23 protein-coding genes and 1 tRNA gene are annotated in these 23,109 nt (G+C 52.0%); 21 read left to right on the forward strand and 3 right to left on the reverse strand.

Annotation, left to right across the window (positions count from 1 at the left end):
- Positions 1-15 precede the first annotated feature (15 nt).
- Positions 16-1,770, forward strand: coding sequence for a thiamine pyrophosphate-binding protein (locus AMM03_RS02695; RefSeq protein WP_090128903.1), 1,755 nt, complete (start codon positions 16-18; stop codon positions 1,768-1,770).
- A gap of 61 nt (positions 1,771-1,831) precedes the next feature.
- On the opposite strand, the gene AMM03_RS02700 is transcribed toward AMM03_RS02695, so the two are convergent.
- Positions 1,832-2,266: an SWIB/MDM2 domain-containing protein gene (locus tag AMM03_RS02700; protein WP_090128904.1), complete on the reverse strand. Its 435-nt coding sequence runs from the start codon at positions 2,264-2,266 to the stop codon at positions 1,832-1,834.
- A gap of 457 nt (positions 2,267-2,723) precedes the next feature.
- Between AMM03_RS02700 and aceA the strand changes: the two genes are divergently transcribed.
- From aceA to AMM03_RS02750, 10 genes are all read left to right on the forward strand, one after another.
- Positions 2,724-4,043, forward strand: coding sequence for an isocitrate lyase (aceA, locus tag AMM03_RS02705; RefSeq protein ID WP_090128905.1), 1,320 nt, complete (start codon positions 2,724-2,726; stop codon positions 4,041-4,043).
- Between the two features lie 117 nt (positions 4,044-4,160).
- A complete protein-coding gene (thrS, locus tag AMM03_RS02710; RefSeq protein ID WP_090129308.1) occupies positions 4,161-6,080 on the forward strand; it encodes a threonine--tRNA ligase in 1,920 nt (639 codons plus the stop codon).
- A gap of 83 nt (positions 6,081-6,163) precedes the next feature.
- Entirely contained in the window at positions 6,164-6,760 is a 597-nt protein-coding gene (gene infC, locus AMM03_RS02715) for a translation initiation factor IF-3 (protein WP_090128906.1), read from the forward strand.
- A gap of 157 nt (positions 6,761-6,917) precedes the next feature.
- Entirely contained in the window at positions 6,918-7,121 is a 204-nt protein-coding gene (gene rpmI / locus AMM03_RS02720; RefSeq protein ID WP_090128907.1) for a 50S ribosomal protein L35, read from the forward strand.
- Positions 7,122-7,145: 24 nt separating this feature from the next.
- Positions 7,146-7,508: a 50S ribosomal protein L20 gene (gene rplT, locus AMM03_RS02725; RefSeq protein WP_055360961.1), complete on the forward strand. Its 363-nt coding sequence runs from the start codon at positions 7,146-7,148 to the stop codon at positions 7,506-7,508.
- Positions 7,509-7,629: 121 nt separating this feature from the next.
- Complete coding sequence (gene pheS, locus AMM03_RS02730) at positions 7,630-8,667, forward strand: phenylalanine--tRNA ligase subunit alpha (protein ID WP_090128908.1); 1,038 nt, start codon at positions 7,630-7,632, stop codon at positions 8,665-8,667.
- 9 nt (positions 8,668-8,676) lie between these two features.
- The gene (pheT, locus tag AMM03_RS02735) at positions 8,677-11,091 is read left to right on the forward strand and encodes a phenylalanine--tRNA ligase subunit beta (protein WP_090128909.1); all 2,415 of its coding nucleotides are present in this window, start codon (positions 8,677-8,679) and stop codon (positions 11,089-11,091) included.
- A gap of 19 nt (positions 11,092-11,110) precedes the next feature.
- Positions 11,111-11,440, forward strand: coding sequence for an integration host factor subunit alpha (locus tag AMM03_RS02740; protein ID WP_090128910.1), 330 nt, complete (start codon positions 11,111-11,113; stop codon positions 11,438-11,440).
- Positions 11,441-11,558: 118 nt separating this feature from the next.
- The gene (locus tag AMM03_RS02745; RefSeq protein ID WP_090128911.1) at positions 11,559-12,032 is read left to right on the forward strand and encodes a MerR family transcriptional regulator; all 474 of its coding nucleotides are present in this window, start codon (positions 11,559-11,561) and stop codon (positions 12,030-12,032) included.
- Between the two features lie 31 nt (positions 12,033-12,063).
- Positions 12,064-12,140, forward strand: a tRNA-Pro gene (locus AMM03_RS02750).
- A gap of 91 nt (positions 12,141-12,231) precedes the next feature.
- Here AMM03_RS02750 and AMM03_RS02755 read toward each other — a convergent pair.
- Positions 12,232-12,471: a cold-shock protein gene (locus tag AMM03_RS02755; protein ID WP_090129309.1), complete on the reverse strand. Its 240-nt coding sequence runs from the start codon at positions 12,469-12,471 to the stop codon at positions 12,232-12,234.
- 162 nt (positions 12,472-12,633) lie between these two features.
- Between AMM03_RS02755 and clpS the strand changes: the two genes are divergently transcribed.
- The gene (clpS, locus tag AMM03_RS02760) at positions 12,634-13,011 is read left to right on the forward strand and encodes an ATP-dependent Clp protease adapter ClpS (protein WP_090128912.1); all 378 of its coding nucleotides are present in this window, start codon (positions 12,634-12,636) and stop codon (positions 13,009-13,011) included.
- 103 nt (positions 13,012-13,114) lie between these two features.
- A complete protein-coding gene (clpA, locus tag AMM03_RS02765; protein ID WP_090128913.1) occupies positions 13,115-15,454 on the forward strand; it encodes an ATP-dependent Clp protease ATP-binding subunit ClpA in 2,340 nt (779 codons plus the stop codon).
- A 51-nt stretch (positions 15,455-15,505) separates the two neighbouring features.
- Here clpA and AMM03_RS02770 read toward each other — a convergent pair whose 3' ends face one another.
- The gene (locus AMM03_RS02770) at positions 15,506-17,044 is read right to left on the reverse strand and encodes a helicase HerA-like domain-containing protein (protein ID WP_090128914.1); all 1,539 of its coding nucleotides are present in this window, start codon (positions 17,042-17,044) and stop codon (positions 15,506-15,508) included.
- Positions 17,045-17,115: 71 nt separating this feature from the next.
- On the opposite strand from AMM03_RS02770, the gene AMM03_RS02775 reads away from it, so the two are divergent.
- The 8 genes from AMM03_RS02775 to AMM03_RS02810 are packed head-to-tail and all read left to right on the forward strand — an operon-like array spanning position 17,116 to position 23,107.
- Entirely contained in the window at positions 17,116-17,841 is a 726-nt protein-coding gene (locus tag AMM03_RS02775) for a YebC/PmpR family DNA-binding transcriptional regulator (RefSeq protein WP_090128915.1), read from the forward strand.
- A 10-nt stretch (positions 17,842-17,851) separates the two neighbouring features.
- Entirely contained in the window at positions 17,852-19,147 is a 1,296-nt protein-coding gene (gene purD / locus AMM03_RS02780) for a phosphoribosylamine--glycine ligase (RefSeq protein WP_090128916.1), read from the forward strand.
- Positions 19,144-19,803 (forward strand): 1-acyl-sn-glycerol-3-phosphate acyltransferase, encoded by a 660-nt coding sequence (locus tag AMM03_RS02785; protein ID WP_090128917.1) that lies wholly within the window; start codon positions 19,144-19,146, stop codon positions 19,801-19,803. Before purD ends, AMM03_RS02785 begins: the two co-directional genes overlap by 4 nt.
- 33 nt (positions 19,804-19,836) lie before the next feature.
- Positions 19,837-20,754: an oxygen-dependent coproporphyrinogen oxidase gene (gene hemF, locus AMM03_RS02790; RefSeq protein ID WP_090128918.1), complete on the forward strand. Its 918-nt coding sequence runs from the start codon at positions 19,837-19,839 to the stop codon at positions 20,752-20,754.
- Entirely contained in the window at positions 20,751-21,347 is a 597-nt protein-coding gene (gene nadD, locus AMM03_RS02795; RefSeq protein WP_090129310.1) for a nicotinate-nucleotide adenylyltransferase, read from the forward strand. Before hemF ends, nadD begins: the two co-directional genes overlap by 4 nt.
- Positions 21,344-22,036 carry a ribosome silencing factor gene (gene rsfS, locus AMM03_RS02800; RefSeq protein WP_090128919.1) on the forward strand — a complete coding sequence of 231 codons (693 nt, stop codon included), beginning with the start codon at positions 21,344-21,346 and terminating at the stop codon, positions 22,034-22,036. Before nadD ends, rsfS begins: the two co-directional genes overlap by 4 nt.
- Before the next feature lie 5 nt (positions 22,037-22,041).
- Positions 22,042-22,509 carry a 23S rRNA (pseudouridine(1915)-N(3))-methyltransferase RlmH gene (gene rlmH / locus AMM03_RS02805; RefSeq protein ID WP_090128920.1) on the forward strand — a complete coding sequence of 156 codons (468 nt, stop codon included), beginning with the start codon at positions 22,042-22,044 and terminating at the stop codon, positions 22,507-22,509.
- Between the two features lies 1 nt (position 22,510).
- A complete protein-coding gene (locus tag AMM03_RS02810) occupies positions 22,511-23,107 on the forward strand; it encodes a Maf family protein (RefSeq protein ID WP_369793663.1) in 597 nt (198 codons plus the stop codon).
- Positions 23,108-23,109 lie beyond the last annotated feature (2 nt).

Consider the following 23,109-nt stretch of genomic DNA (forward strand, 5'->3'; position numbering starts at 1 on the left):
AACGAGTGAGGCCGTATGAGCAATTCCAATGTCAGTTTGAATGATGCCAACAATTCCGATCAAATTGGCGGCCATCTGTTGGTCGAGTGTTTGATCGCTCAAGGCGTGACGCACGCCTTTGGTGTGCCAGGCGAAAGCTACTTGGCTGTGCTAGATGGCTTTCACAAGTATCAAAGTCAAATTGAATTTGTCACTTGTCGCCAAGAGGGTGGAGCGGCCTTCATGGCAGACGCGCAAGGGCGTTTAACGGGCCGCCCTGGCGTTTGTTTTGTCACGCGGGGGCCAGGTGCTACCAATGCGTCTATTGGCGTCCATACGGCGTTTCAAGATTCAACCCCCATGGTTTTGTTTGTGGGTGATGTGGCCAGCGAAACCAGGGACCGCGAAGCATTCCAAGAGGTTGATTTCTGTTCCTTTTTTGGCCCAAGCACCAAAGGCATGGCCAAACGCGTTGAGCGAATTGACGATGCCAGGCGCATTCCAGAGTATGTGGCCCGTGCATTTGCAACCGCCATGAACGGCCGTCCTGGGCCTGTGGTGTTGGTCTTGCCAGAAGATATGTTGACGCACGTCGTGTCATCAAGACCTGTGCCCAAAATAGAGCCTGTCGAAGCCTGGAGCGATCCCGGCAGTTTGCGAACGCTGCGAGAAATACTGATGAAGGCAGAGCGGCCCTTTGTGATTGCGGGCGGCGGCGGTTGGACCGTCCAAGCGGCTCAAGCGTTGCAGAGATTTGCAGAAAATTGGCAGCTGCCCGTTGGCAACGCTTTTAGGTTTCAGGACACCTTTGATAATTTCCATCCCCTCTATGCCGGCGATGTGGGGATTGGTATCAATCCCAAATTGGCGCAACGCATCAAAGACAGCGACCTGATATTGGCCATCGGTCCTAGGCTGGGTGAAATGACCACAAGTGGTTACACGCTTTTAGAGGTTCCTAAGCCACGTCAAAAATTGGTCCACATTCATGCCAGTGCCGAAGAACTGAATCGGGTGTTCCACGCCGATTTGGCCATCTGTGCCACCATGAATGCAGCCGCACGCAGCTTGGAGGTGTTGACCGCTCCTGTTGAAGTGCCTTGGTCTGAATGGGCTAAACAAGCCAATGCTGATTACATTGCCAATACGCAACCGCAAAGCATTGCAGGGTTGCCCAAAGACTCAGAAAACGGTTTGGTCAACATGCCCGAAGTGGTGGCGGTTTTGCAGCGCCATCTCCCTGCGGATGCCGTATTGACCAACGGCGCGGGCAACTTTGCCAGTTGGGTGCATCGTTACTTCAAGCACCATGGTTTGAGCAAAGGCTTTAAAACGCAATTGGCACCCACAGTGGGCGCGATGGGTTACGGCGTCCCTGCAGGTATTGCTGCAGCCATTGTGTCCGGTCGGGTTGCGTTCACCATTGCAGGTGATGGCGACTTTTTGATGAATGGTCAGGAATTGGCGACAGCGTCGCAGCACGGTGCCAAGTCCATCGTGGTCTTGCTCAACAACGGCATGTACGGCACCATCCGCATGCATCAAGAGCGTGAATTTCCAACCCACACCATGGGCTCTCACCTCAACAATCCGAACTTTGCCAACCTGGCCAAGGCGTATGGCTACGAGGGCGTTCGAATTAGCAAGACGGAAGAGTTTGAACCTGCCTTCGTAGCGGCATTGCAGCGTGAGCAGGGGACCTTGATTGAAATCATGTTGGACCCAGAAGCCATCACCACTCGAGGTACATTGAGTTCAATCACGCAGCACGCATTGAAACAACAAAAATAAACATCATGCAGCCATAAAAAAAGCCGGGCGAACCCGGCTTTTTTTATTCAAGGACGCTGAATTACTTCAGGTGCTTGCCGATCAAACCAGCCAATTCGAACATGGTGACTTGAGCTTTGCCAAAGACAGCTTTCAGCTTGTCATCGGCATTGATGTTGCGCTTGTTGACCTTGTCTTGCAGGCCATTTTTCTTGATGTAGACCCACAACTTGCTCACGACTTCTGTACGTGGCAGAGGAGCTGCACCCACCACAGCGGCCAAAGCGGCGCTAGGTGTCAAAGCCTTCATGAAAGCGGCATTGGGTGTGCGCTTTTTAGCGGGGGCCTTTTTGGCTGCTGGCTTTTTAGCTGGAGCAGCTTTCTTGGCTGGTGCAGCTTTTTTAGCTGGTGCAGCCTTTTTTGCAGGAGCAGCTTTTTTAGCTACGGGTTTTTTGGCGGGTGCTGCCTTCTTTGCAGGAGCAGCTTTTTTTGCCGGGGTCTTTTTTGCAGTTGCCATTTTTAAAATTCCTTAAGTCGGAAGTTGGTTCGCAGCCGGAAACTTATTTATCCGGCTGAGCGCATGCTACTGGAGAAAATGCTTGTTTCCAAGGGGAGAACGAGTTTTTTTAAGGGCAATGTTGCAGATATCCATCTCGAGGAATCATTGAAATTGACTTTCAGCTTCAACATCGTTTTTTAAAAGCTTCCCCAGAGCATTTTGAAAATTGCAATCTTGTTTCGCATTGCGAAATGCGCGCATGTTGCAATGCGTCATTTTTTCTCGATATGAGAAACATAATTCCATAATGCAATATATAAAAAATAAGTCATTGATTTTAAATGAATAAATATTTGTCTTATATAAGACATAAGATGTTTTAGGACTCTTCTATAAGACTTAGAATTCTCCTCAGCGCTGAATCTTTCTCACCGAAGAATTGGCCGAAACATCAACCACTCTGAAGGAAATCGTCATGCCACAAAATCTCGTTGAACAACTCAGCCGTGAACAACAAATTGCAGCCCTTGAAAAAGATTGGGCCACCAACCCCCGTTGGAAAGGCATCAAACGCGGTTACTCCGCAGCAGATGTGGTGCGTTTGCGCGGCTCATTCCCCATCGAGCACACATTGGCTCGTCGCGGTGCTGAAAAATTGTGGAGCTTGCTGCACACTGAGGACTACATCAATTGCTTGGGCGCATTGACTGGCGGTCAAGCCATGCAACAAGTGAAGGCCGGTATCAAGGCCATCTATTTGTCTGGCTGGCAAGTTGCTGCCGACAACAACTCATACGCATCGATGTACCCCGACCAATCTTTGTATCCAGTGGATTCCGTGCCAAAGGTGGTTGAGCGCATCAACAACAGCTTCCGCCGTGCAGATGAGATTCAATGGTCTAAGGGCACTAACCCTGGCGACAAAGATTACACAGATTACTTCGCGCCTATCGTGGCCGATGCTGAAGCAGGTTTTGGTGGCGTGTTGAATGCCTTCGAATTGATGAAAGCCATGATCACTTCGGGTGCTGGTGGCGTTCACTTTGAAGACCAATTGGCTTCTGTGAAAAAGTGCGGTCACATGGGCGGCAAAGTGCTGGTACCTACCACTGAAGCTTGCCAAAAACTCATCGCAGCTCGCATGGCTGCTGACGTTTGCGGCGTACCTACATTGGTCATTGCACGTACCGACGCAGAAGCTGCTGACTTGCTCACCAGCGACTATGACGAAAACGACAAACCTTTCTTGACAGGCGAGCGCACTGCAGAAGGTTTCTACAAAACCAAGAAGGGCATGGCGCAAGCCATCAGCCGTGCAGTGGCCTACGCTGAATACGCCGACTTGGTGTGGTGTGAGACCGGTACCCCTGATTTGGAATTTGCTCGCAAGTTTGCTGAAGCCGTTCATGCAAAGCACCCAGGCAAATTGTTGGCCTACAACTGCTCGCCTTCTTTCAACTGGAAGAAAAACTTGGACGATGCCACCATCGCCAAATTCCAGAAAGAACTCGGCGCCATGGGTTACAAGTACCAGTTCATCACATTGGCTGGCATTCACTCCATGTGGTACAACATGTTCGACTTGGCACAGGCCTACGTTCAGCGCGGCATGTCTGCCTATGTTGAGAAGGTGCAAGAACCCGAGTTCGCAGCGCGCGATCGTGGCTATTCCTTCGTGTCGCACCAGCAAGAAGTGGGCACCGGTTACTTCGACGAAGTGACTACCGTGATTCAAGGCGGCCGCTCTAGCGTCACGGCTTTGACCGGTTCGACTGAAGAAGAACAGTTCCACTGATCGAAAAATACCTCGGGCACAGCGTAAAATCTGGCCTGAGCGTTTGAAGACGCGGCTCATGCCGCGTTTTTCATGTCTGGCGCCTTCAGGGCGCCTTCCTTTTTTCTTAGTTCGAGCATGGTTCAGATCACACTTCCCGACGGTTCATTGCGTGAGTTTCCCGGTCCCGTGACCGTGGCAGAGGTGGCGGCCTCTATTGGCGCCGGCTTGGCCAAAGCGGCCTTGGCAGGCAAAGTGGACGGCAAAGTGGTCGACACGAGTTTCACCATGGCGGCCAATGCCCAATTGGCCATCATTACAGCCAAAGATGCAGAAGGCCTCGAAGTGGTTCGTCATTCAACCGCGCACTTGCTGGCTTATGCCGTTAAGGATTTATTTCCCGAAGCACAAGTCACCATTGGCCCTGTTATTGAAAACGGCTTCTACTACGACTTTTCGTACAGCCGTCCCTTCACCTTAGATGACTTGGCGGCCATTGAAAAGCGCATGACCGAATTGGCCAACAAAGACGAGCCTGTGCTTCGTCGTGTGTTGCCGCGCGATGAGGCTGTGACCTACTTCAAGGGTTTGGGTGAGCATTACAAGGCAGAAATCATTGGCAGTATTCCTTCCAATGAAGACGTGAGCTTGTACAAAGAGGGCGCTTTTGAAGACTTGTGCCGCGGCCCTCACGTGCCAAGCACTGGCAAGCTGAAGCACTTCAAACTCATGAAGGTGGCCGGTGCCTACTGGCGCGGCGACAGCAAAAACGAAATGCTGCAGCGAATTTACGGAACCGCCTGGACCAGCAAAGACGATTTACAAAACTACCTGACTCAATTGGAAGAGGCGGAGAAGCGCGATCACCGCAAATTAGGCCGAGAACTAGACCTGTTTCACATTGATGAACACGCGCCTGGTTTGGTGTTCTGGCACCCTAAAGGTTGGTCTGTTTGGCAAAAGGTTGAGCAGTACATGCGTGCTGTTTATCAAGACAACGGCTACCAAGAGGTCAAAGGTCCACAGATCATTGACAAGTCCTTGTGGGAAAAAACAGGCCACTGGGACAAATACCGCGACAACATGTTCACCACAGAGTCTGAGAAGCGCGATTACGCTTTGAAGCCCATGAACTGCCCGGGTCACATCTTGATTTTCAAGCAGGGTATCAAGAGCTATCGCGATTTGCCACTGCGCTATGGTGAATTTGGTCAGTGCCACCGCAACGAGCCCACAGGCGGCTTGCACGGCATCATGCGGGTGCGCGGCTTTACGCAAGACGATGGCCACATCTTCTGTACGGAAGACCAAATCTTGGATGAAAGCGTTAACTTCACCACGCTTTTGCAGAAGGTCTACAAAGATTTTGGATTTACCGACATCATTTACAAAGTGGCCACCCGTCCGGCACAGCGCATTGGTTCCGATGAAATTTGGGACAAAGCCGAACATGCCCTGATGGAAAGCCTGCGTGCCTCCAACTGTGATTTTGAAATTGCCCCAGGTGACGGTGCTTTCTATGGCCCCAAAATTGAATACACCCTGAAAGATGCCATTGGTCGTCAATGGCAGTGCGGCACCATACAGGTTGACTTCTCTATGGCTGAGCGGCTAGATGCAGAGTACGTAGGGGAGGACGGCAACCGCCATCGACCCGTTATGTTGCACCGTGCCATCGTGGGCAGCATGGAGCGATTCATTGGTATTTTGATCGAGCAACACGCCGGCGCCTTGCCTGTTTGGCTGGCCCCAACGCAGGTGGTGGTGTGCAACATTACCGATTCCCAAAGCGATTACTGTCGCGAAATTGCCCAAAAAATGCAAAAACTGGCGGGAAATCAAGGCCTTAGGGTCGATTTAGACCTCCGGAACGAGAAAATCACGTATAAAATACGCGAGCATTCATTGCAGAAGCCGCCTTACATCCTTGTCGCTGGCGACAAAGAAAAGGCTGCGGGTACTGTCGCAGTCCGCGCCCGAGGTAACAAAGACCTCGGTGTCATGTCGGTTGACGCGTTCATCGAACTCGTCCAATCAGACATTGAATCTAAAGTTTGAAGAAATTTTCCGATTGCTTTAGCTTGACGCTTGCTCGTCGGTTTGTGCTGCCTTGTGCAGTTTTTAATTAAAGGATTTGAACCATCGCTACCACCGAATTTCGTGACCGCCGTCAGCGCGAAGAGCGTAAGCATCGCCTGAACCGTGAAATCACTTTCCCTGAAGTCCGTTTGTCCGGACCCGAGAACGAGCCACTGGGCATTGTTTCTTTAGCAGATGCTTTGCGCATGGCGGGAGAGTTGGATGTTGACTTGGTTGAAATTGCAGCCACGGCCACACCCCCGGTTTGTCGTTTGATGGACTACGGCAAGTTCAAATACCAAGAACAAAAACGTGCTGCCGAAGCCAAAGCCAAGCAGACGGTCATTGAGATCAAGGAAATCAAATTCCGCCCCGGTACCGATGACGGTGACTACAACATCAAGATGCGCAACATCCGCCGCTTTTTGGCCGATGGTGACAAGTGCAAAGTGACCCTGCGTTTTCGCGGTCGCGAAATTACCCACCAAGAGTTGGGCATGGCACTGTTACAGCGTATTCGCGATGACTTGGGCGATCTGATTGTGGTCGAGCAGTTTCCAAAGTTGGAAGGCCGCCAAATGATCATGATGATTGCACCCGGTCGCAAAAAACCGGCTGGTAAATCAGCCAACGAAGCCGCTCCGGCAGCTTCAGAGTGAGTTTGAAGAGTTCCTTCGGGAGCTCTTACAAATGAGGTTGTCACCAACCTCAAACAGCAAAACACTTCGGTGTGTTGCTGATTAAAAGTGGCTCGGGGCCAACAAGGCTGCAAGGAGTTTGCAGACGCCTCACGAGCACAAAATAAGGAGCAGTCAAATGCCCAAAATGAAGACCAAAAGCAGCGCCAAAAAGCGCTTCCGTGTTCGTCCTGGTGGTACCGTTAAACGCGGTCAAGCCTTCAAGCGTCACATCTTGACGAAGAAGACAACCAAGAACAAACGTCACCTCCGCGGTGCAGTAGGCGTGCATGAGACCAACATGGGTCACATGGCACAAATGCTGCCTTCGGCTGGCCTGTAATTCACTGACGAACAAGGAGAAAATATGCCTCGCGTAAAACGTGGTGTTACGGCACGAGCCCGTCACAAAAAAGTATTGGCCCTGGCCAAAGGTTTCCGCGGTCGCCGCGGTAATGTCTTCCGCATCGCTAAACAAGCGGTGATGAAGGCTGGACAGTACGCATACCGCGACCGTCGTGCCAAAAAACGTGTGTTCCGTCAGTTGTGGATTGCGCGTATCAACGCTGCAGCCCGTGAATGCGGTCTGACATACAGCCAATTCGCCAACGGCCTCAAAAAGGCTGCCATTGAAATCGACCGTAAAGTGTTGGCTGATATTGCCGTGCACGACAAGGCCGCTTTTGCTGGCATCGTGAACCAAGTTAAGGCCAAGTTGGCCGCAGCTTAAGTACTCACGCAGTCGATCACAATCGATCGTTATCGATCGCAATCGATCTAAGGGGTTGAAGCTTGCGAAGGCTTCAATCCTTTTTTCATTTTGAATTTAAGTTCCTTTTAAAGTTTCCACCATGACCGAGTTGGACAGTTTGGTTGAAGCGGCCCGCGGCAGTTTTGCGCAGGCCCAAACCCCCGCCGATCTTGAAAATGCCAAAGCCCTGTATTTGGGCAAGTCAGGCCGCATCACCGAAATGATGAAGGGCATGGCCGCCTTGAGCGTTGAAGAGAAGAAAACATTCGGCGCAGCGGTCAACGTTGCCAAGCAGGGCATTGAAGCCGCGCTGAACGCGCGCCGCCAAGCTTTGGCCGATGCCGAGTTGGCCGTTCAACTCAAAGCGGAAGCTTTTGACGTCACATTACCGGGCCGCCCCCTCACGCAAGGCGGCTTGCACCCTGTGTCACTCACCTTAGAGCGCATCGAGCAAATTTTTGGCTCCATGGGTTTTGAAGTGGCACAAGGCCCCGAAATTGAAACCGACTGGTTCAATTTCACAGCGCTCAACACGCCCGAAGATCACCCCGCACGCTCGATGCACGACACCTTCTATGTAGAAGGCGGTCATCTGCTGCGTACACACACCAGCCCCATGCAAATTCGCCATGCGGTGCAACATGTGAAGCGTCACAAAGCGCAATTGGATGCAGGGCGGGGCATGCCCGAAATTCGGGTCATTGCGCCTGGCCGCACTTACCGTGTCGATAGCGATGCCACTCATTCGCCCATGTTCCATCAGTGCGAAGGCTTGTGGATTGGCGAGAACGTCAGCTTCAAAGACTTGAAGGTGGTGTTTACCGATTTTTGCCGTACGTTTTTTGAAAGCGACGACTTGGTCTTGCGCTTCCGTCCTAGCTTTTTCCCATTTACAGAGCCCAGTGCCGAAGTGGACATTCAATTTCAATCGGGTCCTTTGGCAGGCCGTTGGTTGGAAGTGGCGGGCTCGGGTCAAGTTCATCCCAACGTGGTTCGCAACATGGGACTCGACCCCGAAAAATTCATTGGCTTTGCCTTCGGCATGGGCCCCGACCGTCTCACCATGCTCCGATATGGCGTGAATGATTTGCGCTTGTTCTTCGACGGCGACGTTCGCTTCTTGAGTCAATTTCAATAATTAAAGACCATGCAATTTCCTGAATCCTGGCTGCGTGAGTTTTGCAACCCACCCCTCAACACAGAACAACTCGCCGAAACACTCACCATGGCGGGCTTAGAGGTTGAAGAACTTCAACCTGTGGCCCCGCCTTTTACAAATGTTGTGATTGGCGAAATCAAAAGTGCAGAGCAGCACCCCAATGCCGACCGCTTGCGTGTGTGTCAAGTGGATGTGGGCCAACCCACATTGCTCAACATTGTTTGCGGCGCACCCAATGCGCGCGTTGGCATTCGCATCCCTTGCGCCATGGTGGGCGCAGAGTTGCCGCCTGGCGAAGACGGCAAACCCTTCCTCATCAAGGTGGGCAAGTTGCGCGGCGTTGAAAGCCAAGGCATGTTGTGCTCGGCCAAAGAGTTGAAAATTGCGGACGACCATGGCGGCTTGCTGGAGTTGCCAGCTGATGCACCTTTGGGCCAAAGCATTCGTACTTATTTAAACTTGGACGATACCTTGCTCACGCTCAAGCTCACGCCTAATTTGGCGCATTGCTTAAGTGTGTATGGCATTGCACGTGAAGTGTCGGCACTGACAGGTACGCCTTTGAAGGCGCCAGTCTTCAAAGCCTTAACAGCGCAAGTGCAAGACAAATTGGCTGTGAAAGTAGAAGCCACAGATTTGTGCGGCCGCTTCAGTGGCCGCGTGGTGAAGGGTGTCAATCCCAAAGCCCAAACACCGGCTTGGATGGTTGACCGATTGGCGCGTTGTGGCCAACGCAGCGTTAGCCCGCTGGTGGACATTTCCAACTATGTGATGTTTGAATTTGGCCGTCCGTCACACATTTTTGACCTCGACAAAATTCATGGCGGACTCCAAGTTCGCTGGGGCCATGCAGAAGAATCATTGAAGCTGCTCAATGGCAACACGGTTACAGTGGACGATAAAGTGGGCGTCATTGCCGACGACTCACAAGTAGAGTCATTGGCAGGCATCATGGGCGGCGACGCCACAGCCGTGTCTGATGACACTCAAAACATTTACATCGAAGCTGCGTTCTGGTGGCCTAAAGCCATTGCCGGCCGTTCACGCCGTTACAACTTTTCTACTGATGCCGGACATCGCTTTGAGCGGGGTGTTGACCCAGAAAGCACCGCAGAGCACATCGAGCGCATCACCCAGTTAGTGATCGATATCTGCGGTACCTCTTCCACGCAAGTGGGCCCTGTGGACGACCAAAAACTGAACATGCCAGTACGTAAACCCGTCACGCTGCGTGTCGCACGTGCCGTCAAAGTGATTGGTATGCCGCTGACGCAAAAGCAATGCGCTGATGCCTTGCGTGGTTTGGGTTTTGAGGTCACTGAAGCCGAAGGCTTGGTCACCGTCAATCCCCCCAGCTGGCGTTTCGATTTGGAAATTGAGGAAGACCTCATTGAAGAAGTGGCGCGCATGGTGGGCTATACCCAATTGCCCACCACACCGCCTTTGGCCCCCATCACAGCCAAAATCCGCAAAGAAAATGTGCGCGGTCCTTTTGCTGTGCGTCGCAGTATTGCCGCATTGGGTTACCAAGAAACCATCAACTTCAGCTTTGTCGAAGAGCGTTGGGAACATGAGTTGGCTGGCAATGCCAACCCTATCAAGTTGCTCAACCCCATCGCCAGTCAAATGAGCGTGATGCGCACCAGCTTGCTGGGCTCCTTGTTGCAAGTGGTCAAGTTCAACACCGATCGCAAAGCCGACCGTGTGCGTGTGTTCGAATTGGGTCGCGTGTTTTTGCGTGACGAATCCATCGAGGACAGTGACAGCACGGTTGAGGGCTTGAACCAGCCCATGCGCGTCTCGGGTGTGGCTTATGGTCCTGTGACCACCACCACTTGGGGCGGCAAAGTCCGCAATGTCGACTTCTTTGATGTCAAAGGCGAAGTGGAGGCTTTATTGGCACCCGCCAAGCCTGTGTTTGAAGCTGCGGAACACCCAGCCATGCACCCAGGTCGTTGCGCGCAAGTTAAGCTCAATGGCCAAGTGATTGGCCATGTGGGCGAGTTGCATCCTCGGTGGCGTCAATCTTGGGATTTGCAGTTGGCACCCATCCTGTTCGAATTGGATTTGGAAGCCGTGCTCCAACGCGACGTTCCGGTTGCGCAAGGTGTGGCCCGATTCCAAGCCGTCGAGCGCGACATTGCCGTCATCGTGGCAGAAAAAGTCAGCCATGCAGAATTGATGAACGCCATCCACGAAGCACCCACAGCAGGTTTGCTGAAAAATGCCGTTTTGTTTGATGTGTTCCGTCCTCAGGCTACGCAGGGTGTTGAGAAAAGTCTTGCAGTGCGCCTTACGCTAAACAGCGAAGAGGCAACCTTGACAGATGTTCAAATCGAATCCACAGTCAAAGCTGTTTTGGATCACTTGGCATTGAAACTGTCAGCACGTTTGCGCTCTTAAATTGAGTCAGAAAGACGCTATGAATTTTTCAGTTGAAAGTCTTGAAACGCCTGCCTTGACCAAAGCGCATTTGGCGGACATGCTGTTTGAGCAAATTGGTTTGAACAAGCGCGAGTCCAAGGACATGGTGGACTCATTTTTTGATTTGATCGCCACGCAGTTGGTGCAAGGCACGGATGTCAAAATTTCTGGCTTTGGTAATTTTCAAATTCGGGAAAAAGCACCCCGTCCAGGCCGCAATCCCAGAACGGGCGAGTTGATCCCTATTGAAGCTAGGCGTGTGGCCACATTTCATGCCAGTCACAAGCTCAAAGCTGTCATTCAGGGCGATGAGAAATCAGAAGTCTGAGCGCTTTATCAAACTTAGAAATTTCCCTTAGATACAAAAAATTTCTTGTCTTAGGACTTTACGCAGGCCACTTGCTTAGAGTAAGCTTGTAGGTTCCCTCAGCAAGTTTGTGATTTCAATGGAGAACTCCCTCCCGTCTATCCCCGCCAAGCGCTATTTCACCATCGGTGAAGTGGGCGAGCTTTGCGGTGTCAAGCCGCATGTGCTCCGATATTGGGAGCAGGAGTTCACGCAACTACGGCCCGTCAAGCGCCGCGGCAATCGCCGGTATTACCAGCACCACGAAGTGCTCATGATTCGCCGCATTCGAGACTTGCTTTATGAGCAGGGGTTCACCATCAGTGGTGCTCGAAACAAAATGCAAGAGATGATGCAATCTCAAAGAGGTCTTAAAAAAGAAGCACCCGGCGAAAATGATTTAGACGATGTCTTTGCAGAAGAGATGGTGTCTGGGGCCGACGATGACATGCCCGTTGAAGAGAAAGAACTGGCCATGGAAAGCGCGCAACGAGCTTCTAGTTTTCAGGCCACTTCCAGCTTGCCGACGCTTCGTCGTGAATTAATGGATATTAGAGATTTGCTCTCTATTTGAGACAAATCTCGGGCTATAATTTAAAGCTTGTCGGCGTGTAGCGCAGCCTGGTAGCGCACTTGCATGGGGTGCAAGGGGTCGCGAGTTCGAATCCCGCCACGCCGACCATTAAACTGAATCAAGCTCTTAAGAATTATTTCTTAAGAGCTTTTTTCTTGTCTTATTTCTTGTTGAGCGACTGACCAAGCTCAAGAGCCACTTAGGCGTCTGGTGCAGGCGTTGCGGGTGCAGCACCCGCTTCAGCCTGTATGTTGACGGCCATCGGGCCCTTGGGGCCATCACTCAACTCAAAAGTGACGCGAGCACCTTCTTTCAGGCTTTTGAAACCTTCCATCGCAATGGCAGAGAAGTGCGCAAAAGCATCTGGACCGCCACCATCGGGCTGTATGAATCCAAATCCCTTGGCGTCATTGAACCATTTGACTGTTCCACTGGGCATGCCTGTCTCCATCGTTTTGACTGTGTAAAGTTCATTTAAAGCACACAATTGATTCTTGTCAATTCAAGGTTTACCCGACTGCGACTGAATTGTTGCAATGCGGCATAAGGACTTTTTATCAACGCAAAGCCGAAGGCCCCTAAGGCTCGCTAGAATGAAAACATGGCTACAGAGAAACCCAAAAAACCAAATTTCCCCAAAGTTCCCGGGGGCGCCGGCGACCCCGCTGGTATTCCTGGAAATAGCGATTCTGTGGTTTTAGAAAGACGTCCTGCCAAAGTAGGACCACCCCAGATGTACCAGGTCGTCATGCTGAATGACGACTACACGCCCATGGAGTTTGTGGTCTTGGTCCTTCAAGAATTTTTCAACAAAGACCGAGAAGCCGCTACCCAAATCATGCTCAAAATTCATTTGGACGGCAAAGGTGTGTGTGGCGTCTTTACGCGTGATGTTGCAGCGACCAAAGTGGATCAAGTGCTTGATGCCGCCAACCAGGCTGGTCATCCACTTCAGTGTGTCAGTGAGCCTGTTGCATGAGTTTCTCAAGAGCGATCTCAAAATGTGGCATAAAGGAGTTGAAATTCAACAAATTTGCCCAACCTATTATTTTTCACCTCCGCAAGGCATTTAAGGAAATCACATGATTGCCCAAGAATTGGAAGTCAGTTTGCACATGGCCTTCGTTGAGGCGCGACAGCAGCGACACGAGTTCATTACCGTGGAACACTTGTTGTTGGCATTGCTGGACAACCCCAGCGCAGCAGAAGTGTTGCGTGCGTGTTCAGCGCAAGTGGACGATCTGCGTCAATCGCTGTCGTCATTTATCAAAGACAACACGCCCCAAGTGGCTGGCACAGAAGAAGTTGATACCCAACCCACATTGGGTTTTCAGCGTGTCATTCAACGTGCCATCATGCACGTGCAATCCACAGGCAGTGGCAAAAAAGAAGTGACCGGTGCTAATGTGCTGGTGGCTATCTTTGGCGAAAAAGACTCGCACGCTGTTTACTATTTGCACCAGCAAGGCATTACGCGTTTGGATGTGGTGAACTTCATTGCGCACGGTATTCGCAAGAGCGATCCACCTGAAGCCGCCAAAGGCAGCGATGCTGCGCCTGCGCCTGAAAGCGAAGAGGGCGGCAGTGGTGGTGAGCGCAATGAAAAAGCCTCACCGCTGGAGCAGTTCACGCAGAACCTGAACCAGATGGCCAAAGAAGGCAAGATCGATCCGCTCATTGGCCGTGAATACGAAGTTGAGCGCACCATTCAAATTCTGTGTCGTCGTCGCAAAAACAACCCCTTGTTGGTGGGCGAAGCAGGTGTTGGCAAGACTGCCATTGCCGAAGGCTTGGCATGGCGCATCACGCAAGGCAGCGTGCCCGAAATTTTGAACGAAGCTGTGGTCTATTCACTCGACATGGGCGCCCTGTTGGCAGGCACCAAGTACCGTGGTGATTTTGAACAACGCTTGAAGGGCGTTTTGAAAGCCTTGAAGGACAAGCCACACGCTGTGTTGTTCATTGACGAAATTCACACCTTGATTGGTGCTGGTGCGGCCTCTGGCGGTACTTTGGATGCCTCCAATTTGCTCAAACCCGCACTGTCTAGTGGCCAATTGAAATGCATTGGTGCCACCACCTTCACTGAATACCGCGGCATCTTTGAAAAAGATGCAGCCTTGTCACGTCGCTTCCAAAAGGTCGATGTGGTTGAGCCAACTGTGCCCGAGACGATTGACATTTTGAAGGGCTTGAAGTCTCGCTTCGAAGAGCACCACAGTGTGAAGTACGCCAATGCGGCACTGCAAGCCGCTGCCGAGTTGTCTGCCAAGTTCATCAACGACCGTCAGTTGCCCGACAAGGCCATTGACGTGATTGACGAAGCCGGCGCTGCACAGCGCATCTTGCCGCCTTCCAAGCGCAAGAAGACCATTGGCAAAGCCGAGATCGAGGACATCGTGGCCAAGATTGCACGCATTCCGCCAGCCAATGTGTCCAACGACGATCGCAGCAAATTGCAAACCATTGAGCGCGATTTGAAGAGCGTGGTGTTTGGTCAAGACAAGGCCCTCGAAGTGTTGGCCTCGGCCGTCAAAATGGCGCGCTCTGGCTTGGGCAAAACAGACAAGCCGATTGGTGCTTTCTTGTTCAGCGGCCCTACAGGCGTAGGCAAAACAGAAGCCGCCAAACAGTTGGCCTACATCATGGGCATTGAGCTCATTCGCTTTGACATGTCGGAGTACATGGAGCGTCATGCGGTGAGCCGCCTCATTGGCGCGCCTCCAGGCTATGTGGGCTTTGACCAAGGTGGTTTGCTGACAGAAGCGGTCACCAAGAAACCGCATTGCGTGTTGCTGCTCGACGAAATTGAAAAAGCGCACCCCGATATTTTCAATGTCTTGCTGCAGGTCATGGACCATGGCACTTTGACGGACAACAACGGCCGCAAAGCCGACTTCCGCAACGTGATCATCATCATGACCACCAATGCCGGTGCCGAGACCATGAACAAGGCCACCATTGGCTTTACCAACCCGCGTCAAGCAGGCGATGAAATGGGCGATATCAAGCGCTTGTTCACCCCTGAGTTCCGCAACCGTTTGGATGCCATGGTCAGCTTCAAGGCTTTGGACGAGCAAATCATCATGCGCGTGGTCGACAAGTTCTTGCTGCAACTCGAAACACAGTTGTCAGAGAAGAAAGTGGACGTCACGTTCAGCGACAAGCTGCGCAAGTTCTTGGCCAAAAAAGGTTTCGACCCGCTCATGGGCGCCCGCCCCATGCAGCGTTTGATTCAAGACACCATTCGCAAGGCTTTGGCCGACGAGTTGTTGTTTGGTCGATTGATCGATGGTGGACGTTTGAGTGTCGACTTGGACGACAAAGACGAAGTGTTATTGGACATCACGCCGTTGCCTAAAAAAGAAGGACGTCACTCAAAGTCGGAGCCGCATGAGCCAGAAGAGGCAACGACCAACTAAGGACCTCACTCAGTTCCTTCAACAAAAAAGCCGGACTTGTTCCGGCTTTTTTTATCGTTTTCTGCCGCCCAAAATGCCGCCCAACACACCTCGAACTATTTCCCGCCCCACACTCGAACCAATGGTTCGAACGGCAGACTTCACCATCGCCTGAGCCAAGCCATCGTGCTTCGCGCCTCTTGGACCTGTGCGACCAAATAAAACATCACCAAGGCCAGTTAAAAGTGCATTGCTGCCTTGAGACTCATTAGAGGAGGACTTGTTATCACCAGCGTTGCCAGATGGCTGGGCCTCATTACCCTGAACTGAAGCAGCATGAGCGCCCTTGAGTTTTTCATAAGCGGACTCTCTGTCGATGGCTTTTTCATAAACCCCCGCCACCAATGAGTTGTCGAGCAAGGCTTTGCGTTGTTCTGGCGTAATGGGTCCCAATTGGCTGCCAGGCATCAACACAAAAGCTTGCTCGGTGATGCCAGGCCGACCCTTCTCGTCTAAGAAGCTAACCAAGGCTTCGCCCACGCCCAACTCTGTGATGGCTTTCTCAATGTCCAAGTTGGGATTGGGGCGCATAGTTTGCGCACTGGCTTTGACTGCCTTTTGATCGCGCGGTGTGAACGCACGCAGGGCATGCTGAACACGGTTCCCCAATTGGCCCAGAACTGTTTCGGGCACATCCAGTGGGTTTTGTGTGACGAAATAAACGCCCACACCTTTGGACCGAATGAGGCGGACCAAGAGTTCCATGCGTTCAATGAGCACCTTGGGGGCCTCATTGAACAACAGGTGTGCTTCGTCAAAAAAGAACACCAACTTGGGTTTTTCGGGGTCGCCAATTTCAGGCAGTTGCTCGAACAACTCGGACAGCAACCACAGCAAGAAGGTGCCGTAAAGGCGAGGTGCATTCATCAACTCGCTGGCACACAGCAAATTAATCACACCTTTGCCTTTGGCGTCCGTTTGCAAAAAGTCTTGGATGTTGAGCATGGGCTCGCCAAAGAATTTGTCAGCGCCTTGCGTTTCAATTTCGAGCAAGCCACGTTGAATGGCGCCCACGCTGGCAGCGCTCACATTGCCGTATTCGGTGGTGAATTGGCTGGCGTTTTCGCCCACGTGTTGCAACATGGCACGCAAATCTTTAAGGTCGAGCAGCAACAAGCCTTGGTCATCGGCAATTTTGAAGACCAAATTGAGGACACCCGCCTGCGTGTCGTTCAGATTGAGCATGCGGCCCAAAAGCAAGGGACCCATGTCAGACACCGTGGCCCTGACGGGGTGACCTTGCTTGCCAAACACATCCCACAGCGTGGTAGGGCAGCTTTGTGCGGAAGGCTCGTCCATTTGGCGATCCTTCAAAATGCCCTTGAGCTTGTCGCTCAGGTGGCCAGTTTGGCTGATACCCACCAAATCGCCTTTGACGTCGGCCATGAAGACGGGCACCCCATGATTGGAGAAATTCTCGGCCAAAGTCTGCAAACTGACCGTTTTACCAGTGCCTGTGGCTCCGGTAATGAGGCCGTGACGGTTGGCCATGCCCATCAGAATGTGGCAATCTGTGGTTTTATTGCGGGCAATCAAAAGCTGATTTGGCATGAAAAGGGGTCCCCTCAACTAGAAAAGTAAAATCTCACCCAATAGATTAAATCAACATCAAGGAATTTGAGATGGCTGGCCACAGTAAATGGGCAAATATTCAGCACCGCAAGGGCAGACAAGACGAGAAACGCCAGCGCATTTGGACCCGGGTGGTTCGTGAAATCATGGTGGCCGCCAGAACGGGTGGAGGCGACCCTACAGCCAATCCGCGTTTGCGCTTGGCCATTGAGAAAGCCAAAGCCGCCAATATGCCGGCCGATACAGTCAAACGCAACATCGACAAGGCCACGGGCAATTTGGAAGGTGTGACCTACGAAGAGATTCGATACGAAGGCTATGGCATTGGCGGCGCCGCCATCATTGTGGACACCATGACCGACAACCGTGTGCGCACGGTGGCTGAAGTGCGACATGCTTTTAGCAAACACGGTGGCAACATGGGCACTGAAGGCTCTGTGGCTTTTCAGTTCAAGCATTGCGGCCAATTGATTTTTGCACCTGGCACCTCAGAAGACAAAGTGATGGAAGTTGCTTTGGAAGCAGGCGCCGAAGATGTGATTGCAGACGATGAGGGCGCCATTGAAGTGTTGACGTCGCCCACAGATTTTGAAGTGGTTAAAAATGCATTGGAAGCAGCGGGCTTAATGGCTGAGATGGCCGAAGTCACCATGCGCGCTGAGAACACCATTGACATGGTGGGGGACGATGCTGCCAAAATGCAAAAACTCTTGGATATCTTGGAAGATTTGGACGATGTGCAAAACGTTTTCCACAACGCAACCATTTCTGAATAAGGCTTGATCGATGAAAGTATTGGTAGTAGGCGGTGGCGGGCGCGAACATGCGCTGGCTTGGAAGTTGTCACAATCTGAACGCATTCAAAAAGTATTTGTAGCCCCCGGCAATGGTGGTACAGCTCGCGATCCCAACTTGGTCGATGTGCCCATTACGGATGTGAAAGCATTGCGTGAATGGGCGCAACTAGAAAAAATTGAGTTGACAGTTGTGGGGCCTGAAGCGCCTTTGGCCGCTGGTGTTGTGGACGAGTTTCGTGCACACGGTATGCGCATTTTTGGGCCTACAAAAGCTGCTGCTCAATTGGAAAGCTCCAAGGCATTTTCCAAAGCCTTCATGCAGCGCCATGGTATTCCAACGGCCATTTACGAAACTTTCACTGACCCTGTTCAAGCTCACGCCTATATCGACAAAATGGGTGCCCCCATTGTGGTGAAGGCCGATGGTTTGGCGGCAGGCAAGGGTGTTGTGGTGGCCATGTCCGCAGCAGAAGCACACGAAGCTATTGACTTTATGTTGCTCGACAACCAACTGGGCGTGGTGCACAACGCCGGCGCTGACGGCGCTGCTGTTCCCCGTGTGGTCATTGAAGAATTTTTGCAAGGCGAAGAAGCCAGCTTCATCGTTTTGTGTGATGGCAAGAATGTGGTGGCTTTGGCCACCAGCCAAGATCACAAACGCTTGCTTGACGGCGACCAAGGCCCCAACACCGGTGGCATGGGCGCCTATTCACCTGCACCGGTTGTGACAGCCCAAGTACACGCCCGGGCCATGCGGGAAGTCATCATGCCCACCATCAAGGGCATGGAAAAAGACGGCATTCCCTACACCGGCTTTTTGTATGCTGGACTGATGATTGACGCGCAAGGGCTGCCTAAAACATTGGAATTCAATTGCCGCATGGGCGACCCAGAAACCCAGCCCATCATGATGCGTTTGAAAAGCGATTTGGTAGATGTCATGTTGGCGGCCACCAGCGAAAAACTGGACACTGTTGAATTGGAATGGGATCGACGCACAGCACTGGGTGTGGTCATGGCAGCTGCAGGCTACCCCATGAACCCCCGCAAGGGCGATGTCATTACTGGCTTGCCCAAAGACGATCCTGAGGCCATGGTGTTCCATGCGGGAACCACGCCTCAAGATGGACAAACATTGACTTCGGGCGGCCGTGTTTTGTGTGTCACAGTCTTGGCGGACTCCGTCAAGCAAGCGCAACAAAAAGCTTATGAAGTGGCCAAAGGCATTCACTTTGAGGGTCAACAATATCGAAAAGATATTGGTTTCAGGGCCATCAAATCATGAGCCAACAAGAAACGCCAAAATTGTTGCAACCCGAGTTGATCCCTGGGCCTTATCCGGTCCAATTCAAAGGCCACATGTGGGCTGCTTGGCTTTTGAAATTGATTGGCTGGCGAGTTGATTTTCAAGGACTGCCAAGCATGCAAGGCGTTGCCATTGTGTATCCACACACCAGCAACTGGGATTTCCTGACCGCCATGCTAAGCAAGTGGACCATGGGCATGCCCATTTATTTTTTAACCAAAGATTCTTTGTTTAAGATTCCCTTGGTGGGCCCATGGATACGTTGGATTGGTGGTGTTCCCACTGTCCGTTCCTCCAGCCAGGGCGTTGTGGGCTCTATGGTTGAAGTTTTTGCAGAACACGAGCGTGCCAACACATTTTTCTGGCTGGGTTTATCACCAGAGGGCACACGAAAGCACACTGAAGGATGGCGTAGTGGTTTTTATCAGTTGGCCCTCAGAGCTAAGTTGCCATTGGCCGTCGTCAGACTTGACTACAAAAAGAAAGAACTCAAGTTTGAAGGCTTCATCAAGCTGACAGGTGATCTAGAAGTTGACTACGCTTACCTTCGTAAAATGTACGAAGGTGCAGAAGGTTTCAATCTGCACCAAGCGGCCCCCATACGACCCTTGCCTAGTCAAGAATCCAAAAAATAATTTGTATTTCAAATGCCCGCAGAAAGACGACCTATGAAAGTAAGCCAAGCTCAATCAGTTCGCGAGTATTTAATCAAGCTTCAATCCAACATCACCCAAGCACTGAAAGACTTGGATGGCACAGATTTTGTGGTGGATGCTTGGCGCAAACCTGAGGGCGAAATGCTTCAAGGTGATGGCATTACCCAAATCTTGGAAGGCGGCCCTGTCTTTGAAAGAGCTGGGTGTGGCTTCTCTCATGTCAGCGGACCTAAGCTTCCGCCTTCAGCAACGCAGCATCGCCCAGAATTGGCCGGTGCGCCTTTTGAAGCCATGGGCGTGTCTTTGGTCTTTCATCCGCGCAACCCTTATGTGCCCACCGTGCACATGAACATTCGAATGATTGTGGCCAAGCCTGAGGGCAAAGAGCCTGTGTCCTGGTTTGGCGGCGGCATGGACCTGACACCTTATTACGCTTTTGAAGAAGACGCGGTGCACTTTCACCAAACATGCAAGGATGCAGTTCAACCTTATGGCGCTGAGTTGCATCCCAGGTTTAAAAAGTGGTGCGATGAATACTTCTTCTTGAAGCATCGCAACGAAGCCCGCGGTGTGGGTGGTATTTTTTACGATGACTTTTCCGAGCTTGGCTTTGAAAAGGGTTTTGCCATGATGCAGGATGTGGGCAACGGCTTGTTGAAGGCCTACATGCCCCTGGTCATGAAACGCAAAGACACGCCCTATGGCGAACGTGAACGCGACTTTCAGTTGTACAGACGCGGCCGTTACGTTGAATTCAATTTGGTTTGGGACCGAGGCACCCACTTTGGCCTGCAATCAGGTGGTCGAACAGAATCCATTTTGCTGTCCATGCCTTCATTGGTCAGTTGGTCCTACAACCGCGTGGATGCCCCCGATTCAGCGGAGGCTCAATTGGTTTCCAAGTTTTTAAAGCCTAGGGATTGGGTTTGACACCACAACGCGTTGGCATCTTGGGGGGTGCCTTCGATCCACCGCACCTGGCCCATGTGGCCATGGCGGAGGCGGCTATTGCGCAGTTTCAACTCGATGAATTGCGGATCATTCCAACAGGCGATGCCTGGCACAAGCCGCGCACCTTGAGTGATGGTGTGCATCGCTTAAAAATGGCGCAGCTGGCTTTTGGGCATCTGCCACGGGTCAAAGTGGATGATATGGAGCTCAAGCGCCAAGGCCCCAGCTTTACGGTTGAAACTTTGCGAGACCTCCAATTACAGCTTCCTGAAGCCCAATTTTTCTTATTTGTCGGGGAAGATCAGGGCAAAGCCTTGGGCACATGGCATGAAATCAAGGAAATTTCTCAGCGGGCTATAATTTGCGTTGCTGAGCGCGAGACGCCTGACTCACCAGGCCCTGACGCTTCTAGCCATGACATTCCCACCCAAACCTTGAAATTACCCCCCTTGCCACACAGCGCAACGGAAGTTCGAACTCGGGTAGCCCATGGCCAACCCATCGGCGCACTGGTCCCCAAGGCCGTTGCGCTGTATATTGACCGCCATCACCTTTACCAGCTAGCACGATGACTGATACCTCTGCCAAAAAAGACACCCAAAAACTCCAGCGCGCCATTGTGGACGCTTTGGAGGATGTGAAAGCACAAGAAATTGTGGTGTTCGATACAGAGGCCATGTCGCCTTTGTTTGAGCGCGTCATCATTGCCTCTGGTACGTCCAATCGCCAAACCAAAGCCTTGGCCGCCAGTGTCCGCGACAAAGTTCGTGAGGCGGGCTATCCCAAGCCACGCATTGAAGGCGAAGACAATGGTGAATGGATCATTGTGGACTGTGGCAGTGCCGTGGCGCACATCATGCAGCCCACCATTCGTTCGTACTACAACCTCGAAGAAATTTGGGGTGACAAACCTGTTCGATTGAAGCTGGGTGCACCCAAACCTGTTGAACCTGTGCGCAAACCAGTCGCCAAGAAAAAGGCCAACGTCAGTGCCGGCAGAACACCCACTCGACGCGATGCTGTGCCCGTTGGACCTATGGGCTCAGAGTCAGCTAAACCTGCTCGCAAAACATCCGCTAAAACGTCGGCTAAAAATGGCGCTAAATCGGTCGTTAAATCTGGTGCCAAAGCTGCTGTGAAATCTACAGCCAAGCCCGCTGTCAAATCAACTTCCAAGCCGGCTTCCAAGTCATCTTCGAAGCCAGCTTCTAAAACCGCATCCCAGGCTAAGCCCAAGGCCAAGGCAAAACCTAAGGCTTAACGCGAATGAGGCTGCTCATTGTGGCCGTGGGGCAACGGATCCCCGATTGGGCTCAAACCGCTTGGGACGATTACGCCAAAAGATTTCCACCCGAACTCAAAGTGGAACTCAAGGCCGTCAAAACGGAGCCTCGCGGTTCTAAAACCTATGAAACCCTGGTAGCGGCTGAGCGGCAACGCATAGAGGCCGTCATTCCGCGCGGCACTCGCATTGTGGTGTTAGACGAGCGCGGTACGTCTTTGCGGACAACGGCCCTAGCACAGCGCTTAAAGGACTGGCAGTTGAGTGGTGATGATGTGGCCCTCATCATTGGCGGGCCCGATGGTCTCGAGCCTGCATTTAGGGATGCAGCCCACGAAAGAATTCGTTTGTCAGACCTGACTTTGCCGCATGCCATGGCGCGCGTGCTTCTGATTGAACAGTTGTATCGGGCATGGTCTGTGAACGCAAACCACCCTTATCACCGTGAGTAAGATGCCCATGAAGAACTTTGTTTATCTGGCGTCACAAAGCCCACGCCGCAGACAACTGCTAGAACAAATTGGAGTTCGTTACGAATTGCTTTTGCCATCGCCTGAAGAAGACGCGGAAGCCCTCGAAATGGGCAGGCCTGGCGAGGCGCCCTTGACCTACGTCAAGCGTGTCACGCAACTCAAGTTAGAAGCCGCGGTGGTCCGCATGAAGCAGCGAGGCTTGCCTCAAGCGCCCATCCTTTGCGCAGACACCACAGTGGCCTTGGGCCGTGAAATATTGGGCAAGCCTCAAGACGACAAAGATGCTTTGAGAATTTTGAAAATGTTGTCGGGTCAAACCCACCGTGTTTTGACGGCAGTGGCTGTGGCTTCAAATCGCAAACGCGCAATCTGCGTGTCAGTTTCACAAGTTACTTTTGCACCTATGAAATTGGCCGACATCAAATCCTACATCGCCAGTGGAGAGCCCATGGGCAAAGCGGGCGCATATGGTGTGCAAGGATTGGCTGCCACCCATATTTCAGAAATTAAAGGTTCCTATTCCGGCATCATGGGCTTGCCTTTGTTTGAAACAGCGCAACTCTTAAAGCAAATTTGAAG

This window comes from Limnohabitans sp. Rim11, from assembly GCF_001269365.1.
Taxonomy (GTDB): Bacteria; Pseudomonadota; Gammaproteobacteria; order Burkholderiales; family Burkholderiaceae_C; genus Limnohabitans_A.

Bases quoted from the DNA above. Each gene is read 5' to 3' on its own strand.
- AMM03_RS02755 (WP_090129309.1), bottom strand. From the start codon at position 12,471: ATGCCCAGTGGAACAGTCAAATGGTTCAATGACGCCAAGGGATTTGGA.
- AMM03_RS02695 (WP_090128903.1), top strand. From the start codon at position 16: ATGAGCAATTCCAATGTCAGTTTGAATGATGCCAACAATTCCGATCAA.
- pheT (WP_090128909.1), top strand. From the start codon at position 8,677: ATGCAATTTCCTGAATCCTGGCTGCGTGAGTTTTGCAACCCACCCCTC.
- AMM03_RS02810 (WP_369793663.1), top strand. From the start codon at position 22,511: ATGCCCATGAAGAACTTTGTTTATCTGGCGTCACAAAGCCCACGCCGC.
- clpA (WP_090128913.1), top strand. From the start codon at position 13,115: ATGATTGCCCAAGAATTGGAAGTCAGTTTGCACATGGCCTTCGTTGAG.
- thrS (WP_090129308.1), top strand. From the start codon at position 4,161: ATGGTTCAGATCACACTTCCCGACGGTTCATTGCGTGAGTTTCCCGGT.
- hemF (WP_090128918.1), top strand. From the start codon at position 19,837: ATGAAAGTAAGCCAAGCTCAATCAGTTCGCGAGTATTTAATCAAGCTT.
- clpS (WP_090128912.1), top strand. From the start codon at position 12,634: ATGGCTACAGAGAAACCCAAAAAACCAAATTTCCCCAAAGTTCCCGGG.
- AMM03_RS02775 (WP_090128915.1), top strand. From the start codon at position 17,116: ATGGCTGGCCACAGTAAATGGGCAAATATTCAGCACCGCAAGGGCAGA.
- pheS (WP_090128908.1), top strand. From the start codon at position 7,630: ATGACCGAGTTGGACAGTTTGGTTGAAGCGGCCCGCGGCAGTTTTGCG.
- AMM03_RS02745 (WP_090128911.1), top strand. From the start codon at position 11,559: ATGGAGAACTCCCTCCCGTCTATCCCCGCCAAGCGCTATTTCACCATC.
- AMM03_RS02785 (WP_090128917.1), top strand. From the start codon at position 19,144: ATGAGCCAACAAGAAACGCCAAAATTGTTGCAACCCGAGTTGATCCCT.
- rpmI (WP_090128907.1), top strand. From the start codon at position 6,918: ATGCCCAAAATGAAGACCAAAAGCAGCGCCAAAAAGCGCTTCCGTGTT.
- rsfS (WP_090128919.1), top strand. From the start codon at position 21,344: ATGACTGATACCTCTGCCAAAAAAGACACCCAAAAACTCCAGCGCGCC.
- AMM03_RS02770 (WP_090128914.1), bottom strand. From the start codon at position 17,044: ATGCCAAATCAGCTTTTGATTGCCCGCAATAAAACCACAGATTGCCAC.
- rplT (WP_055360961.1), top strand. From the start codon at position 7,146: ATGCCTCGCGTAAAACGTGGTGTTACGGCACGAGCCCGTCACAAAAAA.
- AMM03_RS02700 (WP_090128904.1), bottom strand. From the start codon at position 2,266: ATGGCAACTGCAAAAAAGACCCCGGCAAAAAAAGCTGCTCCTGCAAAG.
- aceA (WP_090128905.1), top strand. From the start codon at position 2,724: ATGCCACAAAATCTCGTTGAACAACTCAGCCGTGAACAACAAATTGCA.
- AMM03_RS02740 (WP_090128910.1), top strand. From the start codon at position 11,111: ATGAATTTTTCAGTTGAAAGTCTTGAAACGCCTGCCTTGACCAAAGCG.
- rlmH (WP_090128920.1), top strand. From the start codon at position 22,042: ATGAGGCTGCTCATTGTGGCCGTGGGGCAACGGATCCCCGATTGGGCT.
- purD (WP_090128916.1), top strand. From the start codon at position 17,852: ATGAAAGTATTGGTAGTAGGCGGTGGCGGGCGCGAACATGCGCTGGCT.